Origin of the sequence: Phenylobacterium sp. (assembly GCF_036264965.1) — a bacterium.
Taxonomy (GTDB): domain Bacteria; phylum Pseudomonadota; class Alphaproteobacteria; order Caulobacterales; family Caulobacteraceae; genus Phenylobacterium.
In genome coordinates, this window is the sequence record NZ_DATAPY010000107.1 from 1 (window position 1) to 25138 (window position 25138).

Genomic DNA, 25138 nt, shown 5'->3' on the forward strand with positions numbered 1-25138 from the left:
GGATCCGCATGCGCTGGCTGTCGATGTCGCTGACCTTGAGGCCGACGACCTCCGAGGCGCGCAGACCCGCGCCATAGGCCACGCTCAGCGCCGTGCGCCACTTGAGCCCTGGCGCTGACTCCAGGAGGCCGGCGATCTCGGCGGGGGTGAGCACCACGGGCAGCCGCTGGGGCTCGCGAACGATCGGGATGTAGTCGACAGCCTCGGGCCGCTGCAGCGTCACCCGGAAGAAGAACCGCAGCGCCACCATCGCGCCGTTGGCGCTGGCGGGCGCTAATCCGCTCTGCGTCAGATGCAACTGATACTGCCGCACGTCCTCGAACGTCAGCTCGGCCGGCCCCCTGTCGCGGTACCGGCAGCAGGCCCGAACCGAACGCATGTAACTCTGCTGGGTCCGCGGATCGAAGTTGCGGATGGTCATGTCCTCGATCATCCTGCGGCGCAGCGGGTTGATGACCTCTTCTGTCATCACGCATCTCCTGTCTTGAGGAGGTCGTGGCCCACCCACGATCCTCTTCAGACAGGAGAAACCCGCTCCCACATCCGATGCGAGCACTCCTCCCGCGCTAGCGGGTTCGTACGACGGCGCAAGTCGGCCTAAGACCAGCGACCCGCCGGAGTACCAAGCAGAGCGCATCTCGCGCTTAAATCCGTTACGTCTCTGCACAGGTCCTGCACAGCAGGTTATTGGTTGAATTTATCAAGTTAAAACAGTATGATATGGTTACCTCACCTCCCACAAGGGGAGAAGGGTCGCCGTGGCCCTCGCGACGCGCGACAAGCCGTTAGGGCAGAGCGATCGAATAGGCCGCGCAGGCGTATTGGTTTGGCGGGGGTGGCGCGCCGATCCCGCAATCGCCGTACCGGATGGTTGCGAAGCCTTGCCTGCCCCAGCCCGGCCCGTAGCTGTTCTTGATGATCCACCCCGTGGCGTCGAATCCTACGATACAGACCACATGCCCCAGGGAACCGGGCGAAGTCGGGTCTGGGATGTAGGTCGGCGTCTGACCGCGATAGTCGAAGAAGTTCTCCCAGACCCACATTTCGGTGACGACGGGGCCGCCGCGCACGATCGCCGACTGAAGGGCTCCGACGCCGAGCACACCGAAGCCTGCGATGGGCTGGAGGTCAGCGACCGCGGCGCAGGCGGCTGCAGGGAAAGGGTATTGTCCTGTATCGAGTGCATAACCGCGAGCCTTGATGGCGGTGAGCGCGGTGAACAAGTCGGCGGGGGCCTGACAGTCTGTCGTGGGGTCGCCGACCGCACCTTGATGGACCAGGCAGGTGTGGATGAACCCCGGATCGACAGCGATCGGGGGATGGCCTCGAATCCGCACCAGCGCCTCGATCGCGGCGCCGATCGCAAAGGACGCGCAGCTGTTGCACGGCACCTGGGACCGCGCCGGGCCGATGACATTCTGCGAGCGCCAGTCCCACGCCGGCGGCGGCGGATTGAACGCGCGAACGATGGCGTTCAGCGCCCGCGCCCAGATTGGGGGTCTCGCAGTCGGACGGCGCGCCGGCGCCGCGTATCGGGCGGTCGCCGCTCGCAACGCGATGGAGAGCGCGTCGAGGTTGGCGGCGGCGTTGTCCGCCATCAGGACGGCGTCTTGGTGAGGGTGGTGGACGCGGCCGCCAGCGCCTGGTCTGCGGTGATCTGATCGAGTTTGGCCTTCGCCAGCGCCGTCTCCGCCTGGATCGGCGCGAGCGCCGCAGCGTTGGCGGCGGCGTCGGGGCCGCCCGCCAAAGTGGCTTTGGCCGTCGCCAGCGTCGACGCCTGGGTATCGTAGTCCGACTGCGCCTTGAGCTTGGCGAGCTTGGCCGCATCGATCGCAGCTGGGACGCCGGCGATGGTCGTCGCCCCGCCCTTGACCGCGCCGGAGAGGGCGGTGGCCGCGGAGGCCTTGTGGGTGACCTGGACCGACTGCGGGGCGCCGGTCACGGGATCTATCGCGAGGGCTCCGGTGACCGACTGGAACTGGCCGCCCTTGATCGGAACCGAGTAGGCGAGACCGAGCTGCAGGACCTGGCCGTCCAGAGTTTTCAGCGGTGGCGCGTCCGGGGAACAGGGCAAGGGGCCACAAACGCTCAGGGTCCCGGGGACGGGGAATCGGACGGGAATGCCGCCCGTCACATCCAGCTGTGCGGGCGCCGTGGCCTTCGCGGGGTCGACGCCGAGCGGTCCGTCGCGCTCGAGCTTCACGAAGATATTGAACTTGTCGCCTTCCGAGGGGGGCGGCAGGGCCTTGGGGTCTGGATTGGGCGGTGCGACGCGCAGAGCCGCGACGACGACGAGTTTCTTCAGATCTGCGTCGGGAATCTTGAAAGGGCCGGCCGTCAGCGGATCGTCGCCCTGCTTGGGCCAGGTGATGGTCTGAACGGCGGTCGTCAGCTTGACGGCGTCGGCGAGCGCTTTCTGGTCTGCTGCAAGCTGAGTTGCGATAGCGCTCTGCGCCTTCATCTGCGCCACCACCGATTGGCGGAACGCGAAATCGGCTTTGTCGCCCAGCACGCCCAATTCGCTGGTCAGCAACGCCGTCTTGGCCGTGGCCTGTGCGAGGTCGTCGGCCTCCTGGCTGACCTTTGGCGTGAGGGTGGTCACGTCTGAGACCGCTTGCGGCACGCCCGATTGACAGCCCTGCGGAGGCGCGGCGCCTGGGGCCGCTCCGGCGGCCAACACCAAGGGCGCGATGGCGGCGACGGCGCTCACCGCGTCGGTGATCACCGTGCCGGTCTGATCGGCGAAGTCCGTGTTCAGTCCGGTGCTGAAACCGGCCGTTCCGTAGGTCGATTTTATGTCGCTCGTGGCGAACCACCCGTCGGAGCTGAGCGTGAACATGCCGCTGGGGTCGAGCGCCTGGGCCGCCGCAATCGCGACCTCCATCGATCCGGTGACGGCGGCGCCGCAGCCCGTGAAATGCCGGGTGACCGTCAGGGTGAACTGCGTCATCGGAAGATTGTACGGAACGCCCTTCATCGTCGAGGGCGAGCCGTCAAAGCGGTCAACCTTGATGGTGCTCGCGCAGCCCGACGCCATCAGCGCGACGCCGAGCGTCGCCGCAGCTTGCCAACGTTCCATTCCCGCCCCCAGCAGCCCCGGACTGTCCGCCCAACCCTTAGCTTAACCATAGATCGTTGTTCGGCGAAACACACGCATCAGTTGGCGCCCGCGGCGTGTTGGACGGGTCCTGGGCGAACTCGCCTAGCGCTGCCGGTCTCGGGACGACGCTCGGCGGCCGTTGAGATCGAGTTGGTCGAACTTGGCGCCGCGTTCCAGCCAACCGGCGATGCGGGCGCGCGCCTGATCCAGGAGTCGGGCCTGGACGGCCGGGTCGGGAATGCGCGATTTGACGACGGCGTCCACCACCTCCAGCCGGGATTTGGCGCCGGCGCGGCGGCGGTCCCGGTCCGGATGGGCCCGCGCCGCGTCGAGGTCCTGGTTCAGCTTCGCCCACGCCTCCCGCCGGCGCTGCGCGTCGATGCGACGCGCGAGGTCCTGCGCATCGCGGGCGGTGGGCCGGTAGCCGCGGACCTCCAGGCCCTCGGCGCGGGCGATCAGCCAGGCCTCCCGCCGGAACGCGGGCGCGCCTGTGAGCGTGACCTTCGTCCGGCCGCGATGACGGGCGATGGCCGTCAGGTGGCGGATGACGTTGGGGTCGGTCCGGGTGGTGACGGCCGCGTCGAACTCCTGGACGGCCACCATCATGACCGTCATCAGCTTGTGCTCCGCGCAGCGAACCGCGAACTGCGGCGAGCGGATCTCCATGGCCGCCAAGATGGCGAAGGGATCGACGTCCAGGATCTGCGCGAAGCGATGCACGCGATCGACGTTCAAGGGCCCGCGCCCGGCTTCAAAATACTCGTACGACCGCCGAGAGATGCCTATGAGGTCGGCCATCTCGCCGGGGCGACGCCCCCTCAGCCAACGGAGCGATTTCAGCGCCTGACCCAGGGCCTCGCTGCGGGACGGAACGACCGGTGTGGGTTTGCCCATCGAACTCGCTTTACACAACCCTTGGTTGTTTTCTGGTTCTACACGATCCGGCTCGCGGACAAGCTTCGACGGCGCTTTCCATGTGGGGAAATCTGCGCGGCGAGCCGTGCGGCGCAGTGTTCCGCAATCCGAGCGACGCCCTCCGCAACCTGGTTGCGGAAACCTCCGTGGAAGCCCCATCCCGGCCATCGGCGAACGCAGACCTCAACGACGTCCGGGCCGCGCTGATTCGCGGCGCGAAACGCCGGCCGTCCGCTCCGGCGGGGTCGTCACGCAGGGGCCCCGAACCATCGCGATCGGATCCGGCGACGCGGACGCGAGCGAGGGCGGCGTCGGGAAACGGCGTGCCACCGGGCGGAGAATCCGATGGCAGGCCGACGCTGCTTGCGGACCGACGGCTGCCGCCCGGCGCGTCGGATGGGTGACCCACTCACGACCCCAGTCGCCGGGACTGTTGACCGCGTCCTTGAACTTGCGGCCAAAGAGTCTTCTTCGGCGACGATGGGTGGCCGGCTTCGACTTGCGCCCTCAGGGAACGATGGTTGCGACGCTAGGGGCGTCCCGGGCTTCGTAGGCGGGCAAAGCGATGGTCCCGAAAGGCTCGGCCCAGGTCCGCATGTCGTCGACCATGGCCGACGCGCCGCCGCCCCGCACGATCCTCAGATTCGTCGTGAGCCCGGCTGTCCTAGTCGTCATACCGCGCCCCGTGGCGCGCCCGCGCCGCGTTTGCCGCCATGATGAAACCGGCGATGAGGCCGAGATGCTCGAAGAACTCGTTCCGGGCGGCGAATTCCGCGGCGCCGCTGAGTTCCCAGAACCGGTGCGCAACGACCTCCGTGACGCCGGTGAACACCGCCAGCATCCCGGCCCCGAGCCACACGTAGCGACCCGACAGAATGACCAGCGAGCCGGCCAATTGGACGGCGATGGTCGCGCCCGCCCAGAGCCAGGCCGGATGGAGACCAAAATGCGCCTGGGTCGCCACGGCGCCCGGCAGGTCCCCGAACTCGACGGCGAGGCCCTCCAGGAACAGCGAGATTAGGGCCAGGCGCGTGATCGGCCAGGTCCACCGCCAATCGAGGATGGCGTCGGCCCAGCGCGGCGCCTGCTCCGGAAGGATCGTACTGAGCTTCATGACCGGTATCCTCAATCCCGCGCCGGAGGCGGCAGGGGGTCCTCCGCAGCGCCGCCCTCGGCGAGGAGCAGGTTCACCGTGCTCAGGAAACGGGCGCTTCGGGCGCGCACGAGGTTCAGCGCGGCCAATTGCTGGAGGCGCTGGGCGTCCAGCACCTGCACGATTCCGGCGTTGCCGACGCCATAGCCGAGCCGGGTCAGGCGCAGGGCCGAGGTGGCCGAGTCCATCGCCTGCTGCTCGGTCCTGACTCCGTCGGCCGCGTTGGACAGCCCTTGCAGGTTGTCCGCGACCTGCTGGAAGGCGGACAGCACCGTCTGCTGATAGTCCGCGAACGCCGCCTGATAGGCGTCCTCGGCGGCCTTGCGGCGGGCGGTCAGCGATCCGCCGTGGAAGATCGGCGCCGTCAGGCCGGAGACAAGGCTCCAGGCCGTGCTCGACCCCCCGGACATCAGGCCTTCGCCCGCCACGCCGGCGCTGAGGTTGATCCGGGGATAGAGGTCCGCCGTCGCGATCCCCACCTGCGCGCTGGCCGCGTGCAGCTGGGCCTCGGCGGCGCGGATGTCGGGCCGCGCGCGGACCAGCTCCGAAGGCACCACCAGGGGGACCTCCGCGGGAAGGCGCATCGTGTCCAGGTCGAAATCCGGCGCGGCCCAGGCGGCCGGCGATTTCCCGGCCAGCGCGGCCAGAGCGTCCCCGGCCACGGCCAGCTGCTGGCGCAGGGGCGGGAGTGAGGCCTGGTCGCGGTCGAGCTGGCTCTGGACGGTGGTCACGTCCATCTGGCTGGCCACGCCGGTCCGCCGCGCGGCCCCGACCAGATCCAGGGTCTTCTGGTCGGACGCGATGATGTCCTGGACCGCCGCGATCTGGCCGCGGGTGGAAGCGATCTGCAGGGCGGTCATGACCACGCCGCCGGCGACGGCCAGCTTCGCGGCGTGCAGAGCCTCGCTGTTCACGTCGGCGTCTGCAGCGGCGAATTCGATGCGCCGGCGCGCGCCCCCGAAGACGTCCAGGTCGTAGCTGACGCCGACGCCGCCGGTGTAGGCGGAAAAGGTGGGGAAGGTGAAGGCGCTGGGGCCGAGGAAATAAGCCCCGTAGGCGCGCCGCTCGGCGCCGCCGGATGCGTCCACCTGCGGATAGAGCGCGCCGCGCGACGCCCTGACTAGTTGGCTTGCCTTGGCCAGGTTGGCCTGGGCCGCCGCCAGCGACCAGTTGTTGGCGAGCGCCATCTGGACGGTGTCGTTCAGCGCCTGAGAGCCGAGGCGCGTCCACCAGTCGGTCGGCAAGGCTCGGCCCATCTCGACCCGCTGCGTCACCGCTCCGGCCGTCATCGGACCGAGGTCATTGGCGCTTGGCGGCAAGTAGGCCTGATCGGTTGGACGGGCCGGCGCCTTGAAGTCCGGCCCGACGGCGCAGCCCCCAAGAGCCGCTGTCGCCAGCAGGATCGCGATCCGGTTTGTCATTGATTTGGGCATGTCAGTGCGCCTCCCCGGCGGAGCTGGTGTTGGCCTTCCTCAGCAGCAGCACCAGCACCAGGGCCAGGCCGAGAAGAGCGCTTTGAAGGATGACGGCGTCGCTGTAGGCCAACATGTAGGCTTGCCGGCGCACGAGGCGGGCCACCGCGACCGCCGCCTCATGGTGAGCCAGGGCGGAGTCGGCCACGCCGTGCGCCATGAACGGCTGCGCCAGGGCGTCGATCCGCGAACGGGACGCCGCGTCCAGAACCGAGATCTGGCTGGTCAGAACGTCGGAGTGGAACTGCTCGCGCTTGCTCAGGACGGTCTGCAGCACGGCGATGCCGATCGCGCCGCCGAGGTTGCGGATCATGTTGTAGAGGGCCGCCGCGGAGCCCGCTTGCTCCCGCTCGATTCCCGCCACGGCGATGGCGGAGAGCGGCGTCATCATCAGCGCCTGGGCCACGGCCCGCACGAGGCTGGACCCGATGAACTGCGGCCCCGAGAAATTGTCGGAAAGGTTCGTGGCCAGCAGGGTACCAATGATGAACAGGACGAACCCGGCGATCACCAGCCGCCGCGGGTCCACCCGCTTCATGAGCCGCGGGACCAACGGGATGAGCGCAAGCTGCGGGAGGCCGATCCAGATCAGCACGCCGCCGATCTGTTCGGCGTTGTAGCCCTGGATGCGGGCCAGGTAGAGCGGCACGACGTAGAGCCAGCCGTACATCGAAAAGCCGAAGAAGAAATTGGCCACGGTGCCCAGGCCGAAGTTCCACCGCGTGAGCAGCCGCAGGTTCAGGAGCGGGGCCTTGCGCGTCAGCTGCAGCACGACGAAGGCGGTGAGGGACACGGCGGCGACGATGGCCAGCCGCACGATGAAGGTCGAGCCGAACCAGTCGTCCTTCTCGCCCTCCTCCAGCACGGTCTCCAGGGACCCGAGACCCATGGCGATGGTGGCGATGCCCAACCAGTCGCCCCGCCGCAGCAGGTCGAGCTGCAGCGGTTCCGCCTCGAGCGAGAACCACAGCATCGCGAACATGATCGCGCCGGGCAGCAGGTTGACGAAGAAGATCGCCTGCCAGCCGAAGGTCTCGTTACACCAGCCGCCGATCACCGGGCCGATCGACGGCGCGAAGATCGCCGAGATCGCATAGATCGACAGGCCGACGGCGTGCTTCGACGGCGGCAGCTTGGTCATGATGATCGAGAAGGCCAGCGGGATCAGCACGCCCCCGGCGAACCCCTGCAGGGCCCGCACCACGATCATCTGGCCGAGATTGGCGGTGAAGGCGCAGGCGACCGTCATCACCAGAAAGGCGAAGGTGTTGACCAACAGGTAGCGGCGAACGGAGAACACCCGCGCCAGCCAGCCGCTGATCGGGATGACGATGATCTCGGCCACCAGATAGGCCGTCGTGATCCAGCCGCCCTCGTCCGCCCCGGCGCCGAGGGCGCCCTGGATGTCGGCCAGGGAGGAGCTGACGATCTGGATGTTGAGGATGGCGAGGAAGGCGCCAAGCGCGGCGCCCACCACGGCGATCCAGGTCTTCAGGGAGACGAGGTCCTCGACGGGCCGGGCGGCGGGCGCGGCCAGGTCGGGACGCCGGGCCGCGACGGGCGCGGCGGCGATGCTGGGCATGGCTCAGCGCCCCTGGACCGCGACGGCGGCGCCGGGTCGCGTGTCAATCGCGGCGTTCACCGACATCCCCGGGCGCAGGCGGCCGGCCAGCGGGTTGCGCGGATCGAAGACGATCTTCACCGGGATGCGCTGCACGATCTTGGTGAAGTTGCCCGTGGCGTTGTCCGGCGGCAGCAGGCTGAACTCCAGGCCGGTGGCCGGCGCCAGGCTATCGACGCGACCTTCCACGTCGTGGCCGGGGAAGCCGTCGACCTTGACCCGCACCCGCTGGCCCGGCTTCACGTCGGTGAGCTGGGTCTCCTTGAAATTGGCCACCACATAGGTCTGCTGCAGCGGGACGATGGCCATCAACTGCGTCCCAGCCTGGACGTACTGGCCCTGCCGCGTCGTGCGCGCGGCGACGACGCCGTCGATCGGGGCGACGATGCTCGAATAGCCGAGATTGAGCTCCACCTGATGCTGCGCGGCCTCGGCGCGGGCGACCTGCGCCTCGACGAGCTGGCGCTGGGAGGTCAGAACCTGCACCTGCTGGCGCGCGGTCGTGGCGCCGGCCTGCAGGCGCGTCAAGGCGGCGCCCTTCTCCTTCGCATCGGTCGCGGCGTTGTCGGCCTGTTCGTCCGAGCCGTAGCCCACCTTGGCCATCTCGGCGCGCCGGGCGTCGTTGCGCTGGGCGAGCGCCAGGGTGGCGCCCGCGGCGGTGACGCTGGCGTCCGCCTGGCGGATGATCGAGCCTTGTGCGGCGATCTGGGCGTTGAGGTTGGCCACGGACGCCTTGGCCGCCTCGACGCTGGCGCTCGCTTCGTCCAGGGCCGCGCGGAAGTCCCGGTCGTCGATCCTGGCCAGGACCTGACCGGCCTTGACCCTCTGGTTGTCCTGCACGAGCAGTTCGCCGATGTATCCGGCGACCTTGGGCGCCACCACGCTGGAGTCCGCCTTCACGTAGGCGTCGTCGGTCGCCTGGAAAAAGCGGGCGATCGTCCAGTAATTGGCGCCCCAGGCGGCGCCCGCCAGGACCATCGCGCCCGCGGCCCCGGCCGCCAGCAGGCGATGCGACATACCGCGCCGCGCGCCCGAGGCCCTGGTGTCTGGTGCAAGTTCGGCGACTGTCATGTCCGGCTCGTTCTGCTGGAGCGGCGTCGGAGACGCGCGCTGGTCCGCTAGGCTGTCAGTGTCCTAAATCTGCCGGAGCGGGCGCAGTTGGTAGTCGGAGACCTCGCATCGTATCTTTCCGATTTTCGGAAGGATAAGGCGTCATGAACGATGACATCAGCGACCTTCGGCTGTTCGTCCGCATGGTCGCGGCCGGCAGCCTCTCGGAGACCGCGCGGCGGCTCAACCGGTCGGCGCCAGCGATGAGCCGCCGCCTTTCAGCGATGGAACACCGGCTGGGCGCGCGGCTGATCGACCGCAGCACCCGACACTTCGCCCTGACGGAGGAGGGCGCCCTTCTCTATGAACGGGGCGCGCTCATTCTGGCGAACATCGATGAGGTCGAGGCCGAGGTCGGCGCCCGCACCCAGACCCCGCGGGGGCACCTCCGAGTGGGGGCGCCCCTGGAGATCGGGCGTCGCCGCATCGCGCCGCTGATCGACGCCTTCACCCGGCAATATCCCGACGTCACCGTCGAACTGGTGCTCAGCGACGCGCGAGCGGATGTCGTCGGCAACGACCTGGATCTCGCGCTACACACCGACCAGCCGCTCGACGGCGACATCGTCACCCGCCTGGTGTTCCCCAGCCGTCGCGTCGTCTGCGCCTCGCCGGACTATATCGAGAGGCGCGGCCGTCCCGAGACGCCAGCCGACCTGCTACAGCATGACTGCATACAGCTGCTGCGCGGCCACCAACCGCTCGATCGCTGGACCTTCATCGAACACGGCCGACCTGTGGAGGTGCGTGTCCGCCGCACGCTCGCCACCAACAGCGCCGAGGTCGTGCACGACTGGATCCTTTCGGGCCGGGGCATCGGCCTGAAGGCGCATTGGGACGTTGAGAACGATCTGGCAGAAGCGCGCCTCCTCGAGCTCCTGGCGCCATTCAGCGACAACGAACTCAACCTCTATGTGATCTACCAAACGCGCAGCCACCTTCCCAGCCGAGTGCGCCTGTTCATCGATTTCGTGGTGGGCGGGCTCACAGGGCGCGACGTGGCCTAGGCGCGCAGCCGGGACCCAACCGGCGCCCTGCCCGGCTGAGACCGGCCAGACATGACCGGCGAGCTGCCCCTGGCGTCGCCGGGGCGGCGGCGGGCTGGCGACGGCGGTCGCCTACTCGTCCAGGGCTTCGATCGGCCGAACGCTCTTGAACTGCTTCAGGACGCGATCGGTGTTCGCTTCGCAGGTCATCCCATCAGGCCGGTCACCGATGTCGGCGATCAAGGCCTCGATCTGGAGTCGCGTCTGCGCCAGGCGCCTCTCGATCGCCCGGATGTCGTCGACCCTCTTCCGCAGAGCGCCAACCAGTTCGCCCTCGCGCCAGCCCGACAGGTCGCCCGGCATGAGGCGACGGATTTCTCCGAGCGTGAAGCCGGCGTCCTGGGCGCTGGTGATGATATTCAACGCCACGAGCGCCTCGGCCGAATAGGCGCGGTAGCCGTTGGCCCGGCGGGTGACGCTGATCAGCCCTTGGGCCTCGTAGAAGCGGATGCGGGACGCCCTAAGGCCGCTTCGCGTCGCCAGTTCCCCGATCTGCAAGACGCGATCCTCGCCGCTTGACCTTCAACCTTGCTTAAAGGTTAGGAGCATGATGGTCCAGGAGCGGAAACACCCATGCTTGCCTATGTGCTCAGGCGTTACGGCGGTCCCGATGGCGCGTCGCTGGTGGAGGTCCCAGCGCCGGTGCTGCGGCCGCGCGACATTCGCATCGACGTGCGTGCGGCGGGTCTGAATCCGGTGGACATCGGTTTTCGACAGGGACGGCTACGCCCCATCTACCGATTCAAGCTTCCGTTTATGCTCGGCAACGAACTGGCGGGCCAGGTGGTCGCGGTCGGCGATCAGGTCACGCGGTTCTCCGTCGGCGACCGGGTGTTCGCCCGGGTCGAGAAGGATCGGCTCGGCGCCTTCGCGGAGCAGGCGACGGTCGGCGAAGACTGCGCCGCCCACATGCCGGCGAACCTGGATTTCATCGCCGCGGCGGGCGTGCCGCTTGCGGGCCTGACCGCCCTCCAGGCGCTCAGGGACGAACTTGGCCTGAAGCCGGGGCAGAAGGTGTTCATTTCCGGGGGCGCCGGCGGCGTCGGCACCTTCGCCATCCAGATCGCCAAGTGGCTGGGCGCCCATGTGACGACGACAGCTTCGAAGCAGGGAGAGGCGTTGGTGCGCTCGCTCGGCGCGGACCAGGTGATCGACTACACGACCCACGATCTCTCCAGGGTTGGGACGGATTTTGACGCGGGCCTCGATCTGGTCGGCGGCGAGACCCTGGATCAGATGTTCCGGATCATGAAGGCTGGGACCAAGGTCGTTTCGGTCGCCGCCGTTCCAGAGCCGCAAACGGCGCTGCGGGATCTCGGCGGCCGCAGAGCTCTGGCGGCGGTCTTTTGGGTGATGAGCTACGGCGTCCGGCGGCGGGCGCGGCTGGCGGGCGTCAGCTACAGATATCTGTTCATGCATCCGAGCGGCGACGATCTGGCTCAACTCGCGGGGTTGATCGAGCAGGGACGACTGCGGGTCGTCGTCGACAAGACCTACGCGTTCGCCGACATCGCCGAGGCCCTCGACTATCTGGAACGCGGCCGCGCCAAGGGGAAAGTGGTCGTCGTCCAGCCGACGTCGCCCGCTCGATTGTGAATGTCGGTTTTCCACGGATTCCTTTTGATCTCATTGGCCCCGGAGCAAGCACGCGGGATCTGGCCCGGGGGGACTGTTTGTCCCGCTCGGGGCCGCAGCGCCCCATGGGACACCCGGACGGGACTTTAAAAGCCATGGGCCGCGAAGATTTTGGGCCGCTGGGTGCGGAAATGAAGCCGCTGTTCGCGTCGGCCCTGCGCCGGGCGCTCGACTATCGCCAAGGCGTGGGCGCACCAGACCAGTCGCCGCCCCAGAGCCTGGCCGAAGCGATCGCGGCCTTCTCCGGCCCCACGCCGGAGGCGGGCGAACCGGCCCTGCAGGTGATCGACGCCCTGGACCGGCTGGCCAGGCCCGGCTTGCGCGAATTGGTCGGGCCGCGCTTCTTTGGCTGGGTGATCGGCGCCTCCCATCCCGTGGGCGTGGCCGCCGACTGGCTCACCTCGGCCTGGGGTCAGAACGCCGGAAACGCCTTGCGCACGCCGGCGGCGTCCGCCGCCGTGGCGGTCGCCGGGAAATGGCTGCTGGACCTTCAGGACCTGCCGCGCGAGGCGTCGGTGGGGTTCGTCACGGGCGCCACGCTCGCAAACTTCGTGGGCCTGGCCGCCGCGCGCGGCGCACTGCTGCGCAACGCAGGATGGTACGTGGAGGCCGACGGCCTGTTCGGCGCCCCGCCGATCGAGGTGCTGATTGGCGACGACGCCCACGCGACCGTCTTCGCGGCCCTGAGATACCTGGGCCTGGGCGAGCGCCGGGTCACCCGGCTCGCCACGGATACTGAAGGCCGCATACTGCCCGAGGCCCTGGCCGCAGCGCTGGATGACGTCCATTCCCCGCCTCTGCTGATCTTGCAGGCGGGTCAACTCCACACCGGCGCCTTCGATCCGGCGGCCCGGCTCATCCCCCAGGCCAAGGCCAAGGGCGCTTGGGTGCACCTAGACGGCGCCTTCGGCCTCTGGGCCCGCGCCTGCCCGTCCAGGGCCGATCTCGCCGCCGGCTTCGAGTCGGCCGACTCCTGGGCGACCGACGGCCACAAGTGGCTGCAGACGCCGTACGACTGCGGCTACGTCATCGTGCGAGACGCGGACGCACATCGGCGCGCCATGGGGATCACGGCGAGCTACCTGCCGGTCGCCGGCGCGGGCGAGCGCGATCCCTCCCACTTCGTGCCCGAGCAGTCGCGGCGCGCCTGGGGCTTCGCCACCTGGGCGATGCTACGCCACCTCGGCCGCAGCGGCATCGCCGCCTTGGTCGAGCGCCATTGCCGGATCGCGGCGCGGATGGCCGAGCGCCTGTCGCGCGAGCCCGGGGTCAGCGTGTTGAACGATGTCGGGCTGAACCAGGTCGCCGTCCGCTTCGGCCCGGCGGCGCCCGGCGCGGTGGGCGACCGCCTCACGCTTGAGACCGTGCGGCGGATTCAGGCGGACAACCAATGCTTCGCCGGTGAAGCCCGTTGGCGCGCGCGCGCCATCATGCGCCTGTCGGTCAGCTCCATGGCGACCACCCCGGAAGAGGCGGAACGCGCCTGCGACGCCATCCTGGCCGCCTGGCGGGCGGTGCGGGAAAGTTGAAACGGCCGACGTCGTCGAACGCCCTCGCCGCCCGCCAGGCGGCGCCCAGACGCGACGATCGCCGCTGGAAGCGGCCGCGGGAGATCCGTCGTCACGACCGACGCGGCGCCGCGACGCGAAGGATGCAGCGCATTTCAGGCCACTTCCAGTGCGAGGCGGCGGCGCGTCGTCCGCGGGCTCAATGGCTCAAGGCTTGGCGCGCGGGCGGCGCCATGAAGTCCGGGGAGACCGGCTCCTCGATGCAGCGCTTGAGGATCGCGTCGATGTCCGCCTTGCTGGCTTCATCGATGCGCCAGCCGGAGACTTCGGCGACCGGGTCCAGCTGCGCGGGACGGCGGGCGCCCCACAAGGCGATCGTCGGCCCCTGGTCGAGGATCCAGCGCACCGCCAGCGCGGGCAGCGACCTGCCGAACCGCTCGCGCGCCAGGATCTTCAAGGCCTCGGCGGCCGACAGATACTGCCGGAAGCGCTCGCCCTGGAATTTCGGATCCTGTTTGCGCAGGTCGTCGCCGGTGAAGGCGGTCTGGGCAGTGATCCGGCCGGCGAGCAGGCCACGGCACAGGGCGCCGTAGGCCAGCACCGTCAGGCCCGCGACCTTGGCGTGGGGCAGCACGTCGACCTCGATCTCGCGCTCGAAGAGGTTGTAGGGCGGTTGGACGGCGTCAAGGTCGGCCACGGCGCTGAAGGCGGCCGTCTGGGCCGGCGAGAAGTTGCTGACGCCGATCGCCCGGATCTTGCCCTCACGGCGCAGCTTTTCCAGCGCCTCGGCCGTCTGCGGGATGGGGGTCCCGGCGTCGGGCCAATGCACCTGGTAGAGGTCGATCACGTCGGTGCGCAGGCGACGCAGCGACGCTTCGATCTGCTGACGGATGCGCGCGGGGCTGGAGTCGCGGAACGGTTGGCCGTCCTTCCACAACAGTCCCCCCTTGGTGGCGATCTGCACCTTGTCGCGCAGGCGACCCTCGGCGAGCGCCCTGCCGACCACTTCCTCGGCGACTCCGAAGCCGTAGACCGGCGCGGTGTCGATCAGCGTCACCCCGCGCTCGACCGCCAAGCGAATGGTGGCGATGGACTGGGCCTCGTCGGCGCCGCCCCACATCGAGCCCCCGATCGCCCAGGTCCCCAGGCCGATGCGGGAGGTCGTGACGCCCGAGGCGCCGATCGTCATACTTTCCATGTTCAGGTCCTTTCCGCGGCGGCGATCTCAGCCGGACCGCCCTCTCGCCTGCAATTCCGTCAGCAGGGCTTCCATCGCGGCATTGCCCTGCTGGCGCGCCAGAGCGCTCGCCGAATTGCCGGATGCGTCCTTCAGTGCGAGGTCCCCGCCGTGCCTGGCGAGCAGGCGGACGATTTCAGCGTGACCGAACAGCGCGGCGATCATCACCGCGGTCTGGCCCTCGCGGTTGCGCGTGTTGACGTCACAACGGGCGACCAGGCGCTCGGCGATGGCCAGCCGGCCCTCGAAGGCGACGCCCATCAGGGCGGTGTCGCCCCTGAGGTCCGCCGCACACGGATCGGCCCCCTGTTCGAGCAGCAGGTCGACCGCGGACGGCTGGTCGTCGTAGGCCGCGAGGATCAGGGCGGTGTACCCTCGGCTGTCACGGACATCCACCGGCATGCCGGCCCGGATCAAACCGGCGAGCAGGTCCGTTCGGCCTTGCCGGGCGGCTTCAAAATAGAGCGTCCGCACGTGGTCCGAGGCCGGATCGGCGGCCCGGGCCAAGGGCGCCGTGACGAGCGCCAGGGCCAGGCCCGCGCCGATCACGGGGAAAAACAGCTGGAGCATGCAGCACCTCGCAAGATGGCGCGGCGCCGGGGATCAGCGGTCGGCGACCTGGCTGGCCGCGGCGATGTCGACGTTGACGAGCTTGGCCAGGCGAGTTCCGTAGTCGTGGTCCGCCCGGTAGAAGAAGCTGACCATGGTCTGGCGGATCCTGACGTCGCCGACCTGGCCGATGTCAGCCGCAAGGTTCAAGATCAGGTGGTCCTGCTCGACCTTGCCGAGCCCGCGATAGAATTCCCCCGCTTCCCGGAAGTTGTCTTCCTTGCCGATGCGGGTCTGCTGGGTCAGGCCGGAAACCGCATACTGGCTGTAGCGGTATTCGGTTTGCTGGGCCGGTGTCCCCGGGGCCTCGGTCGGCTCGTAGTTGATGTCGCCCGTCCTCGGGACGAGGTTCATCGGGCCGTCGACGTTGTTGTTGTTGACCGGCGTCAGGGGCCGGTTGACCGGCAGTTGGAGGTAGTTGGCGCCGATCCGATAGCGCTGGGTGTCGGCGTAGGAGAATAGGCGGCCCTGCATCATCTTGTCAGGCGACGGCTCGATGCCGGGGACCATGACGCAGGGGCAGAAGGCCGCTTCTTCTGTGGCCTGGAAGTAGTTGTCCGGCACCTTGTTCAGGGTCATCGTGCCGATCTTCGTCTCCGGCACGCCGTTCCAGGTCTTGGTGTCGTCGAAGCCGTCATAGGGCAGGTGCGCGACCTGCTCGGCCGTGAGCGTCTGTATCATCAGGTCCCACTTGGGGAAGTCGCCGGCCTTGATCGCGCCGTAGAGGTCTCGCGTGGCGTAGTTGGTGTCGGCGGCCTTGGTTTCCGCGGCCGTCATGCCGTGCAGGCCGGCCTGCGCCTTCCAATGGAACTTCGCGAAGACGACCTTGCCGTCCTTGTTGACCAGCCGAAACGCGTGGACGCCGTGGCCGTCCATGGTGCGATAGCTCTTCGGCATCCCGTAGGTGTCCGTATAGAGCATGGTGAGCATGTGGGTGGATTCAGGCTGGTGCGAGAAGAAGTCGAACGCGCGATTGGGGTCCTGCACATTGGTCACCGGTGACGGCTTGTTGGCGTGCACGAAGTCAGGGAATTTGATGGCGTCGCGGATGAAGAAGACCGGCAGGTTGTTGCCGACCATGTCCCAGTTTCCCTGGTCGGTGTAGAACTTGACGGCGAAGCCCCGCGGGTCACGGGCGGCTTCGGGCGAGCCGCGGAAGTTCATGACAGTCGAGAACCGCACAAAGACCGGCGTCTCCTTCCCCGGGGCCGCGAAGAGGGATGCGCGGGTGTATTGCGACAGGTCAGTGCTGGCGACGAAGACCCCCCCGGCGCCGGTGCCGCGGGCGTGCACGACCCGCTCGGGCACCCGCTCGCGGTCGAAACGGGCGAGCTTTTCGATGAGGTTGAAGTCCTCCAGCAGCACCGGGCCGTCGGCGCCAGCGGTCTTGGAGTTCTGATTGTCGCCGACCGGCGCGCCGGTGTCGCGCGTCATGGGCGGCGTTTGAGCGATCGCGCCTGACGCGATGATCGCGAGGACGGCGAGCGCCGTCAACGGCATCCTGAATCTCATCGGGTCGAGCCTCCTTTGTCGCAAACCTTGCGAAACGTCGGCGGCTGTTTAGGAGGCGGACTCTCGCCGAAGAAACGAATTGATTTGGGCGGGCTGATCGAAGATTCCGATGAGTGACGGGGGTCTCGCGACCCAGCGATGGCCGCCCTCGGACCGCTAGGCCGCCGCGACGAGCGGCGGCCCCTGATAGAGCTCGCGGATCTTGCCGGCGAGGCGCGTGAACCCCTCGCGGAGGGGACTGTTCCGCCGCCAGGCCAACGCAATGACGCGCCGGGCGGGCGGGCCGGCCAGAGGGCGCGTCACGACCTCGGTTCCGGCTGTGACGCCGGACTCGACCGCCATCTGCGGCAGGAGCATCGCGCCCATCCCGGCATTGACCAGCTGGACGAGGGTGTGGATCGACGCGCTAGGCGCTGCCTTGGGTCCGTCGTCGAGCCGATGGCCGGCCAGCCGGGCAGAATCGAGAAGACCGCCGACCTCGTGCGGCAGGAACAGCCGGTCGCTGGAGAGGTCCTCGGGCCGGATGGACGAGCGTTGGGCGATCGGATCATCCGACCGCATCGCCACCATGATCGGGTCTTCAAACAGGGCCCCGTATTCGAAGTCGCCGCCATCGTCGCGGCGCGCCAGGATCATGCAGTCGCGGGCGCCGCTGGACAGGCCGGCGAAACCCGCCTGGCTCACTTCCTCATGAACCACGAACTCCAGCGCCGGATAGGTGCGGCGGATAGATCCCAGGATTCTGGGCAGGAGGAAGGGCGCGACGGTCGGGGTGATGCTGAGCCTGATGGCGCCCGCCAGGGGCTCCGGGCCGATATGCCTCACCGCCGACAGGTCCCGCGCCTGCTGCAGGAGATCCTCCGCCCGACGCACGACGCCGAGGCCCGTGGCGGTGAACACGATGACCCGGCGGGTCCGCTCCACAAGGCGCACGCCAAGGACCATCTCGAGTTCCTTGAGTCCGGCGGAGAGGGTGGACTGCGTGACATTGCAAGCGTCAGCGGCGCGGCCGAAGTGCTGATGCGCGTGCAAGGCGACGAGGTATTGTAACTGTCTGAGTGACGGTAGAGTCAAAACTCACGTTCCCAAGGCATTCCGCGGCGCGTCCAGGTCTTTGATCTGGCTGCGTTGACGTCATGCTCATCCATTCGACGGCGGTGGGCGGCAGCGCATCCGGTCAGGGCGGCGGCCGCCGGACCTGTCCGCCGCGGGACAGGAGGTTGCAGAACGACAGTCCTTCGCCGGCAAGGGGCCCCGGGCGCCGTCATCCCCGTCGGTCGTCGACCTCATTGCGCCGCCATTGTGACGTCCAACCCCAGCCGCGCCGCGACCCCTGCCCCGTAGGCCGGGTCCGCCTTCGCGAAGTGGCCGATCAGTCGACGGACGATCCCCTGCGGCACGCCGGCCAGGGCCGCGGCGATGTTGTCCATCAGCTGGCGCCTCTGGTCGTCGCTCATCAGGCGGAAGAGGTCGCCGGCCTGGCCATGATCGTCGTTGCCGGCGCGGTGGTCGTAGCGGTCAGCGTCGCCGGTGAGCTTCAGCGGCGGCTCGCGGAAGGCCGCGTCTTCTATCGGTCCAGCGAAGCTGTTCGGTTCGTAGTTCACCCTCCCGCCGCTGTTGTCGTCGAACCGCATGGCGCCGTCGCGGTGGTAGCTGTGCACCGGCACAAGCGGCCGGTTGACCGGCAAGGCGTCCGAGTTCGTTCCCAAGCGGTAGCGTTGCGCGTCGGCGTAGGCGAACAGCCGGAACTGCAGCATCTTGTCGGGGCTGTAGCCGACGCCGGGGACGACGTTGCCAGGGCTGAAGGTCGATTGCTCCACCTCGGCGTGGTAGTTGTCCGGATTCTGGTTGAGCTCGAGGACGCCCACCTCGATGAGCGGATAGTCGGCGTGCGGCCAGACCTTCGTCAGGTCGAAGGGGTTGAGGGGCGTCGTCTCCGCCTCGGCCTCCGGCATCACCTGGATGCATACGGTCCAGCGCGGGAACAGGCCCCGCTCGATGGCGTCGAAGAGGTCGCGCTGATGGCTCTCGCGATCCTCGGCGATCGTGGCCGCAGCCTCGGCGTTGGTCAGGGTCTCGATCCCCTGCTGGGTCTTGAAGTGGAACTTCACCCAGAAGCGCTCGCCGGCGGCGTTGATGAGGCTGTAGGTGTGCGAGCCGAAGCCGTGCATGTGGCGATAGCTCTTGGGCAAGCCGCGATCCGAGAACAGGATCGTCACCTGGTGCAGGCTTTCGGGGCTGAGGCTCCAGAAATCCCACATCGCCGTGGCGCTGCGCAGGTTGGTGCGCGGATCGCGCTTCTGCGTGCGGATGAAGTCGGGGAATTTGAGCGGGTCGCGCACGAAGAAGACCGGGGTGTTGTTGCCGACGAGGTCCCAGTTGCCTTCGTTCGTGTAGAATTTGACCGCGAAGCCGCGCACGTCGCGTTCAGCGTCAGCGGCGCCGCGCTCCCCGGCCACCGTGGAGAAGCGCAGGAAGATCGGCGTCTCCTTGCCGACCGCGGAGAACAGCTCCGCGCGGCTGAACTGCCGGATGTCACCGGTCACCGTGAAGGTCCCGTAGGCCGCCGAACCCTTGGCGTGCACCACGCGCTCGGGGATGCGCTCGCGGTTGAAGTGGGCGTGCTTCTCGAAGAGGTGCAGGTCCTGCACCAGCAGCGGGCCGCGCGGGCCGGCGGTCAGGCTGTTCTGGTTGTCGGAGACCGGAATGCCGGCGGCGGTGGTCAGAGTCGTGGGCTTGTCCATGAGCGCCTCTGTTGACTGATGCTGCGCGAAGGTGCGGCGCCGCCCAGCACCGGTCTTGCACGCCTGTGCTGAGGCCTCGCGTGCCTCGCACTCCGGCTCGCCGACGGCGGCGGGCCTTAGACGGTCGGCTCGGCGAGCCGACCGAAGCGGCCGCTGCGCAGGTCGGCCAAGGCCTGGCGGATCTCCGCTTCCGTGTTCATGACGAACGGGCCGTAGCCCACGATGGGCTCATCGATCGGCTCGCCCGTCATCACCAGCAGGATCGAGTCCTCGAGGGCGTCGACCAGCAGGTCCCTCCCCGAGCGATCGAGGATCACGACGTCGGCCTCGCCGGCGCTGGCGTCATTGTTGGCGATGATCGCGCCCGACAGGACGGCGACGGCGGCGTTGTGGCCCTCCGGAAGGTCGAAGGCGATCGAGGCACCGGCTTCCAGGCGCACGTCCCAGAGATTCATCTTAGTGAAGGTCTGGGCCACGCCTTTCACCCCCGTGAGCTCGCCGGCGATCACCCTCGCCCGCGCACCTTGGCCGAGTTCGACCGAAGGTATCTCGGCGGCGGTGATGCCCTGGTAACGCGGCGGCGCGGCCTTGGCCTTCGCGGGCAGGTTCACCCAGAGCTGCACCATGCGCAACGACCCGCCGGTCCGGCCGAAGATCGGGGAATGGAATTCCTCATGCAGAATGCCGCTGGCGGCGGTCATCCACTGGACGTCGCCCGGACCGATGACGCCGCCTTCCCCGGTCGAGTCGCGGTGGGCGACCTCGCCTTCGTAGACGACGGTCACGGTCTCGAACCCGCGATGCGGATGCTGGCCGACGCCCCGAGGCGAGGGCGAAGGCTCGAAATGGTGCGGTCCGGCGTAGTCGAGGAGGAGGAAGGGACTGATGTACTGGACGATGTCCTGGTAGGAAAACAGCGTCCGCACGGGGAAGCCGTCGCCAACCCAGTGCTGATGGGGAGCGCTGAGGACTCCATGGATCTTCTTCATCATCGTGCCTCTCCTGGGCCTCGCGCGGATCGACCGGCGCGTCCGGAACGGAGGTAGGGTCGCGGAGAAGCCGCTAGGATATCGTCGTTCGGGATGCACCGTCTCGCCCCTGGGACGATGCAGATGACGGCAGCGGTGCAACGCAAGTTTCGCCGCACCCCGATTGGCCGACGTCCGGGTAACCGAGCTGTCGCCCACTCGTAACGCGTTGTCCGAGTTTGTTGGCCGGACGGGATGACGAGTCGATGCGAGCCGTCGTATGAGGGGCCGGGGAGGGCTTCGCAAGGAACGACAGAGTCAATCAATGCGCGAAGCATTCGAATTTGGGCCGTTTCGATTGATCGCGGATCAGCGGCTGCTGGTCCAGGCCGGGACGCCGGTGCGGATCAACAGCCGCGCGTTCGACATCCTCCTCCTCCTTCTCCGGGCCTCCGGCCGCGTCGTCACGTCAGAGGAAATACTGGACCGCGTCTGGGGCCACGTCATCGAAGACGTGAACGTCCGGGTGCAGATGGCGGCGCTCAGGAACGCCCTGGGCGACGGCCGCGACGGCCGGCGTTTCATCCTCAACGTGCGCGGCCGCGGCTACTGCTTCGTGGCGCCCGTGGTTCGGGGCTTCAGAGGTGTCCATGGACTACCAGGCCCCACGTCCGCGGCCCCGCGCGATCCCTTCCCGACGCCGCCCCGCAAGATCATCGGGCGCGATGGGGACCTCGCCCGCCTGATGGAGATCGCGCGCGACGAGCGGCTGATCAGCATCGTCGGTTGCGGCGGCATCGGGAAGACGACTCTTGCGGTGGCCTTGGCGCGCGCGATCGCCGACGAATTTCCCGACGGCCAGACCTTTGTCGACCTGAGCGGACTTGGCGATCCCCAGCTGGCGCCGGCCGCGCTGGCGGCCGCGCTCGGGGTGGCGGCCCAGACCGCCGATCTGGCGCCAGCGCTTTGCGCTTTCCTGGCGCAGCGCCAAGGCCTGATCCTCTTCGACAATTGCGAGCATGTCATCGAGGCGATCGCGCGGCTGGCGGAGAGGCTACACTGGGAAGCGCCCGGAATCCGGATTCTAGCAACGAGCCGCGAACCGCTCGGCATCGCGGCGGAAAGGGTCTACCGGCTGGCGCCTCTGGAATCGCCACCGACCGAAGCCGCTCAAACGGCGTGCGACATCATGGCCTTTCCGGCGCCTCAGCTGTTCGTGGAGCGCGCCATCGCCCATTCTGACAGCTTCGCCTTCGCCGACGACGACGCCCCCGTCGTGGCCGAGATCTGCCGACAGCTGGACGGTCTGCCGCTGGCGATCGAACTGGCGGCGGCGGCGGTGGAAACGTTAGGGACGAGAGGCTTGGCGAACCATCTGCACGATCGGTTCTCTGTCCTCACCCGCGGCTACCGGACGGCCCTTCCCCGACAGCGCACGCTCCGCGCAACCCTGGACTGGAGCTACGACCTCCTATCGCCGCCGTTGCAGACCCTCTTCCGGCAGCTGTCGGTCTTCCGGGGCCCCTTCTCGCCGGAGGACGCCCGCGCCGTGGTCGACGTGCAGGCGCACGGCGACCGGACCCTGCTCGACGGCCTCATCGATCTCGCCTTTAAGTCCCTGATCGTCCTCGATGTACAGGGCGAGTCGGTGAGGTGCCGACTCCTCGATTCAGCTCGGGCCTACGGCGCTGAACAGCTCCTCCGGCGCGGAGAACACAGCGACGTGGCGCGACGCCACGCCAGGCATCTCGCGCGCGTGCTGGAGCGGGACCTGAAGGTGGCCACCTTTGCGGAGACGGCGCTCCTCGCCCGTCACACCTTACTGCTCGACGATACCCGCGCCGCGCTGGACTGGGCGTTCTCGGCCGAAGGGGAACCCTTGGTGGGCGTGAGGCTAACGGTCGCCGCCACGCCGATGTGGGTCAGCGCCTCCAACACCGCCGAATGCTGCCAGCGGGTCGAACAGGCCCTGCCGTTTCTGACCGGCCAGGGGCCGGAGTGCTCGCTCGGCCGGGCGCTGCTCTACTCGGCCCTGGCGATCGCCGGTGAGATGAACTGGGGGCGGGCGCCGTCGCCCCAGCAAATGCGGGACCTGTGGTCCAAGGCGTCGTCGCTGGCGCAGGCCAGCGAGCTGATCGAACTCAAGCTCATGACACGCTGGGGGCTCTGCCACTGCCATTTCCTGACGAACGACAATAGCGCCGCGCGGCGGGAGGCGCTGGCTTTCATCACAGAGGCGGACGGCGCGTCCGACCCGGCGCTGGGGGAAATGGGCCGCGCCATGCTGGGCGTGGTCAAGCACATGATGGGGGACCAGGCCGGTGCGCGGGCCGACATCGGGCCGACGTTGAAGAGCGGCGCGCGCCCGCGGAACTATCGCCTGCGGTGGTTCGACCAACAGGTGTCGGCCCAGGTCTTCATGTCGCGGGTGCTCTGGCTGGAAGGCCGCGTCGGGGACGCGATGGAGCATGCGCGGGCGGCCGCGGAAGAGGCGCTGCGGCTCGATCACGGCCCGACCCTTCTGCTGGCCTTTGGGCTCGGGGCCGGCCCGGCGGCGCTGGAGCTGGCGGACGCAACTGCCGCGAACGACGCGGTTTCGCGGCTCAAGGAGGTCGGCGTCCGTCACCCGCTCATGACCCTCTACGGGCCCTACTTCGAGGGGTGGCTCAAGATTCGTGAGGGCTGGCGGCGCGACGGCGTCGAGACCATGCGGACGGCCCTCGACGCCTATCAGGCCGCCGGCCGCTACAACGCCACCCAGGCGCAGGGATGGCTGGTGGTGGCGGAGGCCCTGCTCTTGGACACGCGCCTCGACGAGGCGATGCACGTCGTCGAGTTTGCGTCTGGGATGGCGGAGCGGGGGCGCGGCGAATGGTGCCTGCCGGAACTCCTTCGCCTCAAGGCCCTGGCGCAGTTCGGCCTGCGCGCCGACGCGGCCGAGGCCGAGGCGCTGCTTCGTAAGTCGCTGGCGGTGGCCCGCCGACAGGGGGCCCGCTACTGGGGCCTGAAGTCCGCCACCAGCCTGGCTGGGCTGCTGTGGCGATCCGGTCGCGGCGCGGAGGCCAAGGCCCTGCTGGGGCCCCTATGCCGCGACTTCCATGGCGAGCCGCCCGTACCAGCCCTGGCGGAGGCCCGAAGGGTCCTCGACGAGTTCGGCGACTTGGTCCGGGTCTAGGCCGGCCGTTCGCCCACCACAGCCCTGCGCACGACGCCAAGCCCTCGGCGATGTCCCGATGAAGCGACGGAAGACGCGGGAGAAGTGGGCCTGGTCGCTGAAACCGCAGGCGGCCGAGACCTGGCAGAGCGGTTCATCGGTCGTCCGCATCATCTCCTGGGCCAGCGCCACGCGACGCCGCAGCACGTAGATATTGGGCGCCACCCCGAAGGTCATCTTGAAGGACCGCGAGAAGTAGGACCGGCTGAGCCGTGCGTCGCGGGCCAGCTCCGCTGCGCGGATATTGGTGCTCAGGCGCTGCTCCACGAAAACGATAGCCCGCTGGGCCCGCCACGGCGCGAGGCCGGCGAGGCGGGCGATGGCCGGGTGCTCTTCATCCGCGTCGTCATCCCCCAGCAGAGCCATCGTCCGGTCCAGCAGCCGGCGCACGCCGTCGCCATCGTGGCCCAGCAGGGACATGGCTTCGACGAGCAGTCCGAGCGCCATCGGAAGCCTGGTCTCGAGGCCCCCCATCGCACCGTCGGGCCCGAAGGCCGGCGCTTGGGCCATCTCCACAACCGCCACCGATGTAGTGCTTTTCATCGCTCGCTTCACCCCAACTTCCGACGTGGCGGTCAGGCTGCCGCATGGCTTCGCGAGGCGCGAGTTAGGGAGTGTTTAGTTGCGCTAAAGGCCAGTCCGCCTGTCCGGGAGCCGCAGCCCACACGCCGCGCCCAAAGGAAGGAGCGTCCGTTCAAGACCTCCGGGCCGGGAGTTCGGCAGGTTGGCGCAGGCACGAGCCCTTCCGGCTCGTGTGTCCGCAAGGGGCGAGACATGCCTGACGCCTATGTTTGGACGGGCCAAGAAATCCTCGATCTTGCCCGGTTCGGAGCCCTGGTCCGGTCGGCCAGCTGTCTGATTGGCCAGAATGATGAAGCGGCCAACCTGATCCTGCAGCACGCCCTGGAGCATCTGCGGCAGGTGCTTGGCGACTCGGCGACGCCGGTCCAGGGCGTTGACCGATGCGTCAACGGCGACCGGTCCGCGGGGACGATCCGATCGCCGTCGCGGGGTCGCCCAGGTTCCGGCACAGCCGTTCAAGACCTCCCGCGTGAGCCGGGGCATCAAGGGGCGGCTGCCACGCCAGAGACCCGACCGATGAGCGGCGATCCCCCCGGCGCCCTCCCGGATCGGCCCCCCAGCCGTGAGGTTCTGGATTTCAGCTAGCGCGAGGCGCGATGCCCCGCCTCGCGCTCGGGCGCGCCGCTATCCCCCGGCGGCGCGCCCACCCCTTCAATCTACGGCAGCCGTTCAAGCTCGCGCGCCGCGCGGCGGACGTCGGCGGACAATCCCC

The 25138-nt window shown here is 68.7% G+C and carries 20 protein-coding genes; 4 read left to right on the top strand and 16 right to left on the bottom strand.

The window, feature by feature from the left end; all coding sequences use genetic code 11:
• From VHS75_RS13445 to VHS75_RS13480, 8 genes are all read right to left on the bottom strand, one after another.
• The coding region (locus tag VHS75_RS13445) for a tyrosine-type recombinase/integrase (protein ID WP_329639123.1) at positions 1-469 on the bottom strand (469 nt) is incomplete at its 3' end.
• Between the two features lie 316 nt (positions 470-785).
• A complete protein-coding gene (locus tag VHS75_RS13450) occupies positions 786-1598 on the bottom strand; it encodes a C1 family peptidase (RefSeq protein ID WP_329639124.1) in 813 nt (270 codons plus the stop codon).
• On the bottom strand, positions 1598-3079 hold the full coding sequence (locus VHS75_RS13455) for a hypothetical protein (protein ID WP_329639125.1): 1482 nt from the start codon (positions 3077-3079) through the stop codon (positions 1598-1600). Before VHS75_RS13455 ends, VHS75_RS13450 begins: the two co-directional genes overlap by 1 nt.
• 123 nt (positions 3080-3202) lie before the next feature.
• Positions 3203-4183, bottom strand: coding sequence for an LPD7 domain-containing protein (locus VHS75_RS13460; RefSeq protein ID WP_329639126.1), 981 nt, complete (start codon positions 4181-4183; stop codon positions 3203-3205).
• Between the two features lie 496 nt (positions 4184-4679).
• Positions 4680-5129, bottom strand: a complete 450-nt coding sequence (locus VHS75_RS13465) for a DoxX family protein (RefSeq protein ID WP_329639127.1) — start codon at positions 5127-5129, stop codon at positions 4680-4682.
• Between the two features lie 11 nt (positions 5130-5140).
• Positions 5141-6601, bottom strand: a complete 1461-nt coding sequence (locus VHS75_RS13470) for an efflux transporter outer membrane subunit (RefSeq protein ID WP_329639128.1) — start codon at positions 6599-6601, stop codon at positions 5141-5143.
• A 1-nt stretch (position 6602) separates the two neighbouring features.
• Complete coding sequence (locus tag VHS75_RS13475; RefSeq protein WP_329639129.1) at positions 6603-8222, bottom strand: MDR family MFS transporter; 1620 nt, start codon at positions 8220-8222, stop codon at positions 6603-6605.
• Positions 8223-8225: 3 nt separating this feature from the next.
• On the bottom strand, positions 8226-9332 hold the full coding sequence (locus VHS75_RS13480; protein WP_329639130.1) for an HlyD family secretion protein: 1107 nt from the start codon (positions 9330-9332) through the stop codon (positions 8226-8228).
• 143 nt (positions 9333-9475) lie between these two features.
• Between VHS75_RS13480 and VHS75_RS13485 the strand changes: the two genes are divergently transcribed.
• On the top strand, positions 9476-10378 hold the full coding sequence (locus VHS75_RS13485) for a LysR family transcriptional regulator (protein ID WP_329639131.1): 903 nt from the start codon (positions 9476-9478) through the stop codon (positions 10376-10378).
• A 111-nt stretch (positions 10379-10489) separates the two neighbouring features.
• On the opposite strand, the gene VHS75_RS13490 is transcribed toward VHS75_RS13485, so the two are convergent.
• Positions 10490-10915 carry a MerR family transcriptional regulator gene (locus VHS75_RS13490; RefSeq protein WP_329639132.1) on the bottom strand — a complete coding sequence of 142 codons (426 nt, stop codon included), beginning with the start codon at positions 10913-10915 and terminating at the stop codon, positions 10490-10492.
• 75 nt (positions 10916-10990) lie between these two features.
• Between VHS75_RS13490 and VHS75_RS13495 the strand changes: the two genes are divergently transcribed.
• Together VHS75_RS13495 and VHS75_RS13500 are read left to right on the top strand one after the other, a co-directional pair.
• Positions 10991-12013, top strand: coding sequence for an NADP-dependent oxidoreductase (locus tag VHS75_RS13495; RefSeq protein ID WP_329639133.1), 1023 nt, complete (start codon positions 10991-10993; stop codon positions 12011-12013).
• Positions 12014-12183: 170 nt separating this feature from the next.
• On the top strand, positions 12184-13581 hold the full coding sequence (locus VHS75_RS13500; protein ID WP_329639134.1) for a pyridoxal phosphate-dependent decarboxylase family protein: 1398 nt from the start codon (positions 12184-12186) through the stop codon (positions 13579-13581).
• Between the two features lie 178 nt (positions 13582-13759).
• On the opposite strand, the gene VHS75_RS13505 is transcribed toward VHS75_RS13500, so the two are convergent.
• The 6 genes from VHS75_RS13505 to VHS75_RS13530 all read right to left on the bottom strand — a co-directional run bounded on the left by VHS75_RS13505 (position 13760) and on the right by VHS75_RS13530 (position 20654).
• A complete protein-coding gene (locus VHS75_RS13505; protein ID WP_329639135.1) occupies positions 13760-14758 on the bottom strand; it encodes an aldo/keto reductase in 999 nt (332 codons plus the stop codon).
• Between the two features lie 27 nt (positions 14759-14785).
• Positions 14786-15367 carry an ankyrin repeat domain-containing protein gene (locus VHS75_RS13510; RefSeq protein WP_329639136.1) on the bottom strand — a complete coding sequence of 194 codons (582 nt, stop codon included), beginning with the start codon at positions 15365-15367 and terminating at the stop codon, positions 14786-14788.
• A gap of 33 nt (positions 15368-15400) precedes the next feature.
• The gene (locus VHS75_RS13515) at positions 15401-16918 is read right to left on the bottom strand and encodes a catalase (RefSeq protein WP_329639137.1); all 1518 of its coding nucleotides are present in this window, start codon (positions 16916-16918) and stop codon (positions 15401-15403) included.
• A 156-nt stretch (positions 16919-17074) separates the two neighbouring features.
• Positions 17075-17992 carry a LysR substrate-binding domain-containing protein gene (locus VHS75_RS13520; RefSeq protein ID WP_329639138.1) on the bottom strand — a complete coding sequence of 306 codons (918 nt, stop codon included), beginning with the start codon at positions 17990-17992 and terminating at the stop codon, positions 17075-17077.
• Between the two features lie 212 nt (positions 17993-18204).
• Positions 18205-19662 carry a catalase gene (locus tag VHS75_RS13525; RefSeq protein WP_329639139.1) on the bottom strand — a complete coding sequence of 486 codons (1458 nt, stop codon included), beginning with the start codon at positions 19660-19662 and terminating at the stop codon, positions 18205-18207.
• Between the two features lie 116 nt (positions 19663-19778).
• Complete coding sequence (locus VHS75_RS13530; RefSeq protein ID WP_329639140.1) at positions 19779-20654, bottom strand: pirin family protein; 876 nt, start codon at positions 20652-20654, stop codon at positions 19779-19781.
• 301 nt (positions 20655-20955) lie between these two features.
• Here VHS75_RS13530 and VHS75_RS13535 point away from each other — a divergent pair, with 301 nt between their 5' ends.
• On the top strand, positions 20956-23805 hold the full coding sequence (locus tag VHS75_RS13535) for an ATP-binding protein (RefSeq protein ID WP_329639141.1): 2850 nt from the start codon (positions 20956-20958) through the stop codon (positions 23803-23805).
• Here VHS75_RS13535 and VHS75_RS13540 read toward each other — a convergent pair.
• The gene (locus tag VHS75_RS13540; protein ID WP_329639142.1) at positions 23713-24387 is read right to left on the bottom strand and encodes an AraC family transcriptional regulator; all 675 of its coding nucleotides are present in this window, start codon (positions 24385-24387) and stop codon (positions 23713-23715) included. The genes VHS75_RS13535 and VHS75_RS13540 overlap by 93 nt on opposite strands.
• Positions 24388-25138: the final 751 nt, after the last annotated feature.

Bases quoted from the DNA above. Each gene is read 5' to 3' on its own strand.
- VHS75_RS13450 (WP_329639124.1), bottom strand. From the start codon at position 1,598: ATGGCGGACAACGCCGCCGCCAACCTCGACGCGCTCTCCATCGCGTTG.
- VHS75_RS13455 (WP_329639125.1), bottom strand. From the start codon at position 3,079: ATGGAACGTTGGCAAGCTGCGGCGACGCTCGGCGTCGCGCTGATGGCG.
- VHS75_RS13460 (WP_329639126.1), bottom strand. From the start codon at position 4,183: ATGGCCGGGATGGGGCTTCCACGGAGGTTTCCGCAACCAGGTTGCGGA.
- VHS75_RS13465 (WP_329639127.1), bottom strand. From the start codon at position 5,129: ATGAAGCTCAGTACGATCCTTCCGGAGCAGGCGCCGCGCTGGGCCGAC.
- VHS75_RS13470 (WP_329639128.1), bottom strand. From the start codon at position 6,601: ATGCCCAAATCAATGACAAACCGGATCGCGATCCTGCTGGCGACAGCG.
- VHS75_RS13475 (WP_329639129.1), bottom strand. From the start codon at position 8,222: ATGCCCAGCATCGCCGCCGCGCCCGTCGCGGCCCGGCGTCCCGACCTG.
- VHS75_RS13480 (WP_329639130.1), bottom strand. From the start codon at position 9,332: ATGACAGTCGCCGAACTTGCACCAGACACCAGGGCCTCGGGCGCGCGG.
- VHS75_RS13485 (WP_329639131.1), top strand. From the start codon at position 9,476: ATGAACGATGACATCAGCGACCTTCGGCTGTTCGTCCGCATGGTCGCG.
- VHS75_RS13495 (WP_329639133.1), top strand. From the start codon at position 10,991: ATGCTTGCCTATGTGCTCAGGCGTTACGGCGGTCCCGATGGCGCGTCG.
- VHS75_RS13500 (WP_329639134.1), top strand. From the start codon at position 12,184: ATGAAGCCGCTGTTCGCGTCGGCCCTGCGCCGGGCGCTCGACTATCGC.
- VHS75_RS13505 (WP_329639135.1), bottom strand. From the start codon at position 14,758: ATGGAAAGTATGACGATCGGCGCCTCGGGCGTCACGACCTCCCGCATC.
- VHS75_RS13510 (WP_329639136.1), bottom strand. From the start codon at position 15,367: ATGCTCCAGCTGTTTTTCCCCGTGATCGGCGCGGGCCTGGCCCTGGCG.
- VHS75_RS13515 (WP_329639137.1), bottom strand. From the start codon at position 16,918: ATGAGATTCAGGATGCCGTTGACGGCGCTCGCCGTCCTCGCGATCATC.
- VHS75_RS13525 (WP_329639139.1), bottom strand. From the start codon at position 19,662: ATGGACAAGCCCACGACTCTGACCACCGCCGCCGGCATTCCGGTCTCC.
- VHS75_RS13530 (WP_329639140.1), bottom strand. From the start codon at position 20,654: ATGATGAAGAAGATCCATGGAGTCCTCAGCGCTCCCCATCAGCACTGG.
- VHS75_RS13535 (WP_329639141.1), top strand. From the start codon at position 20,956: ATGCGCGAAGCATTCGAATTTGGGCCGTTTCGATTGATCGCGGATCAG.
- VHS75_RS13540 (WP_329639142.1), bottom strand. From the start codon at position 24,387: ATGAAAAGCACTACATCGGTGGCGGTTGTGGAGATGGCCCAAGCGCCG.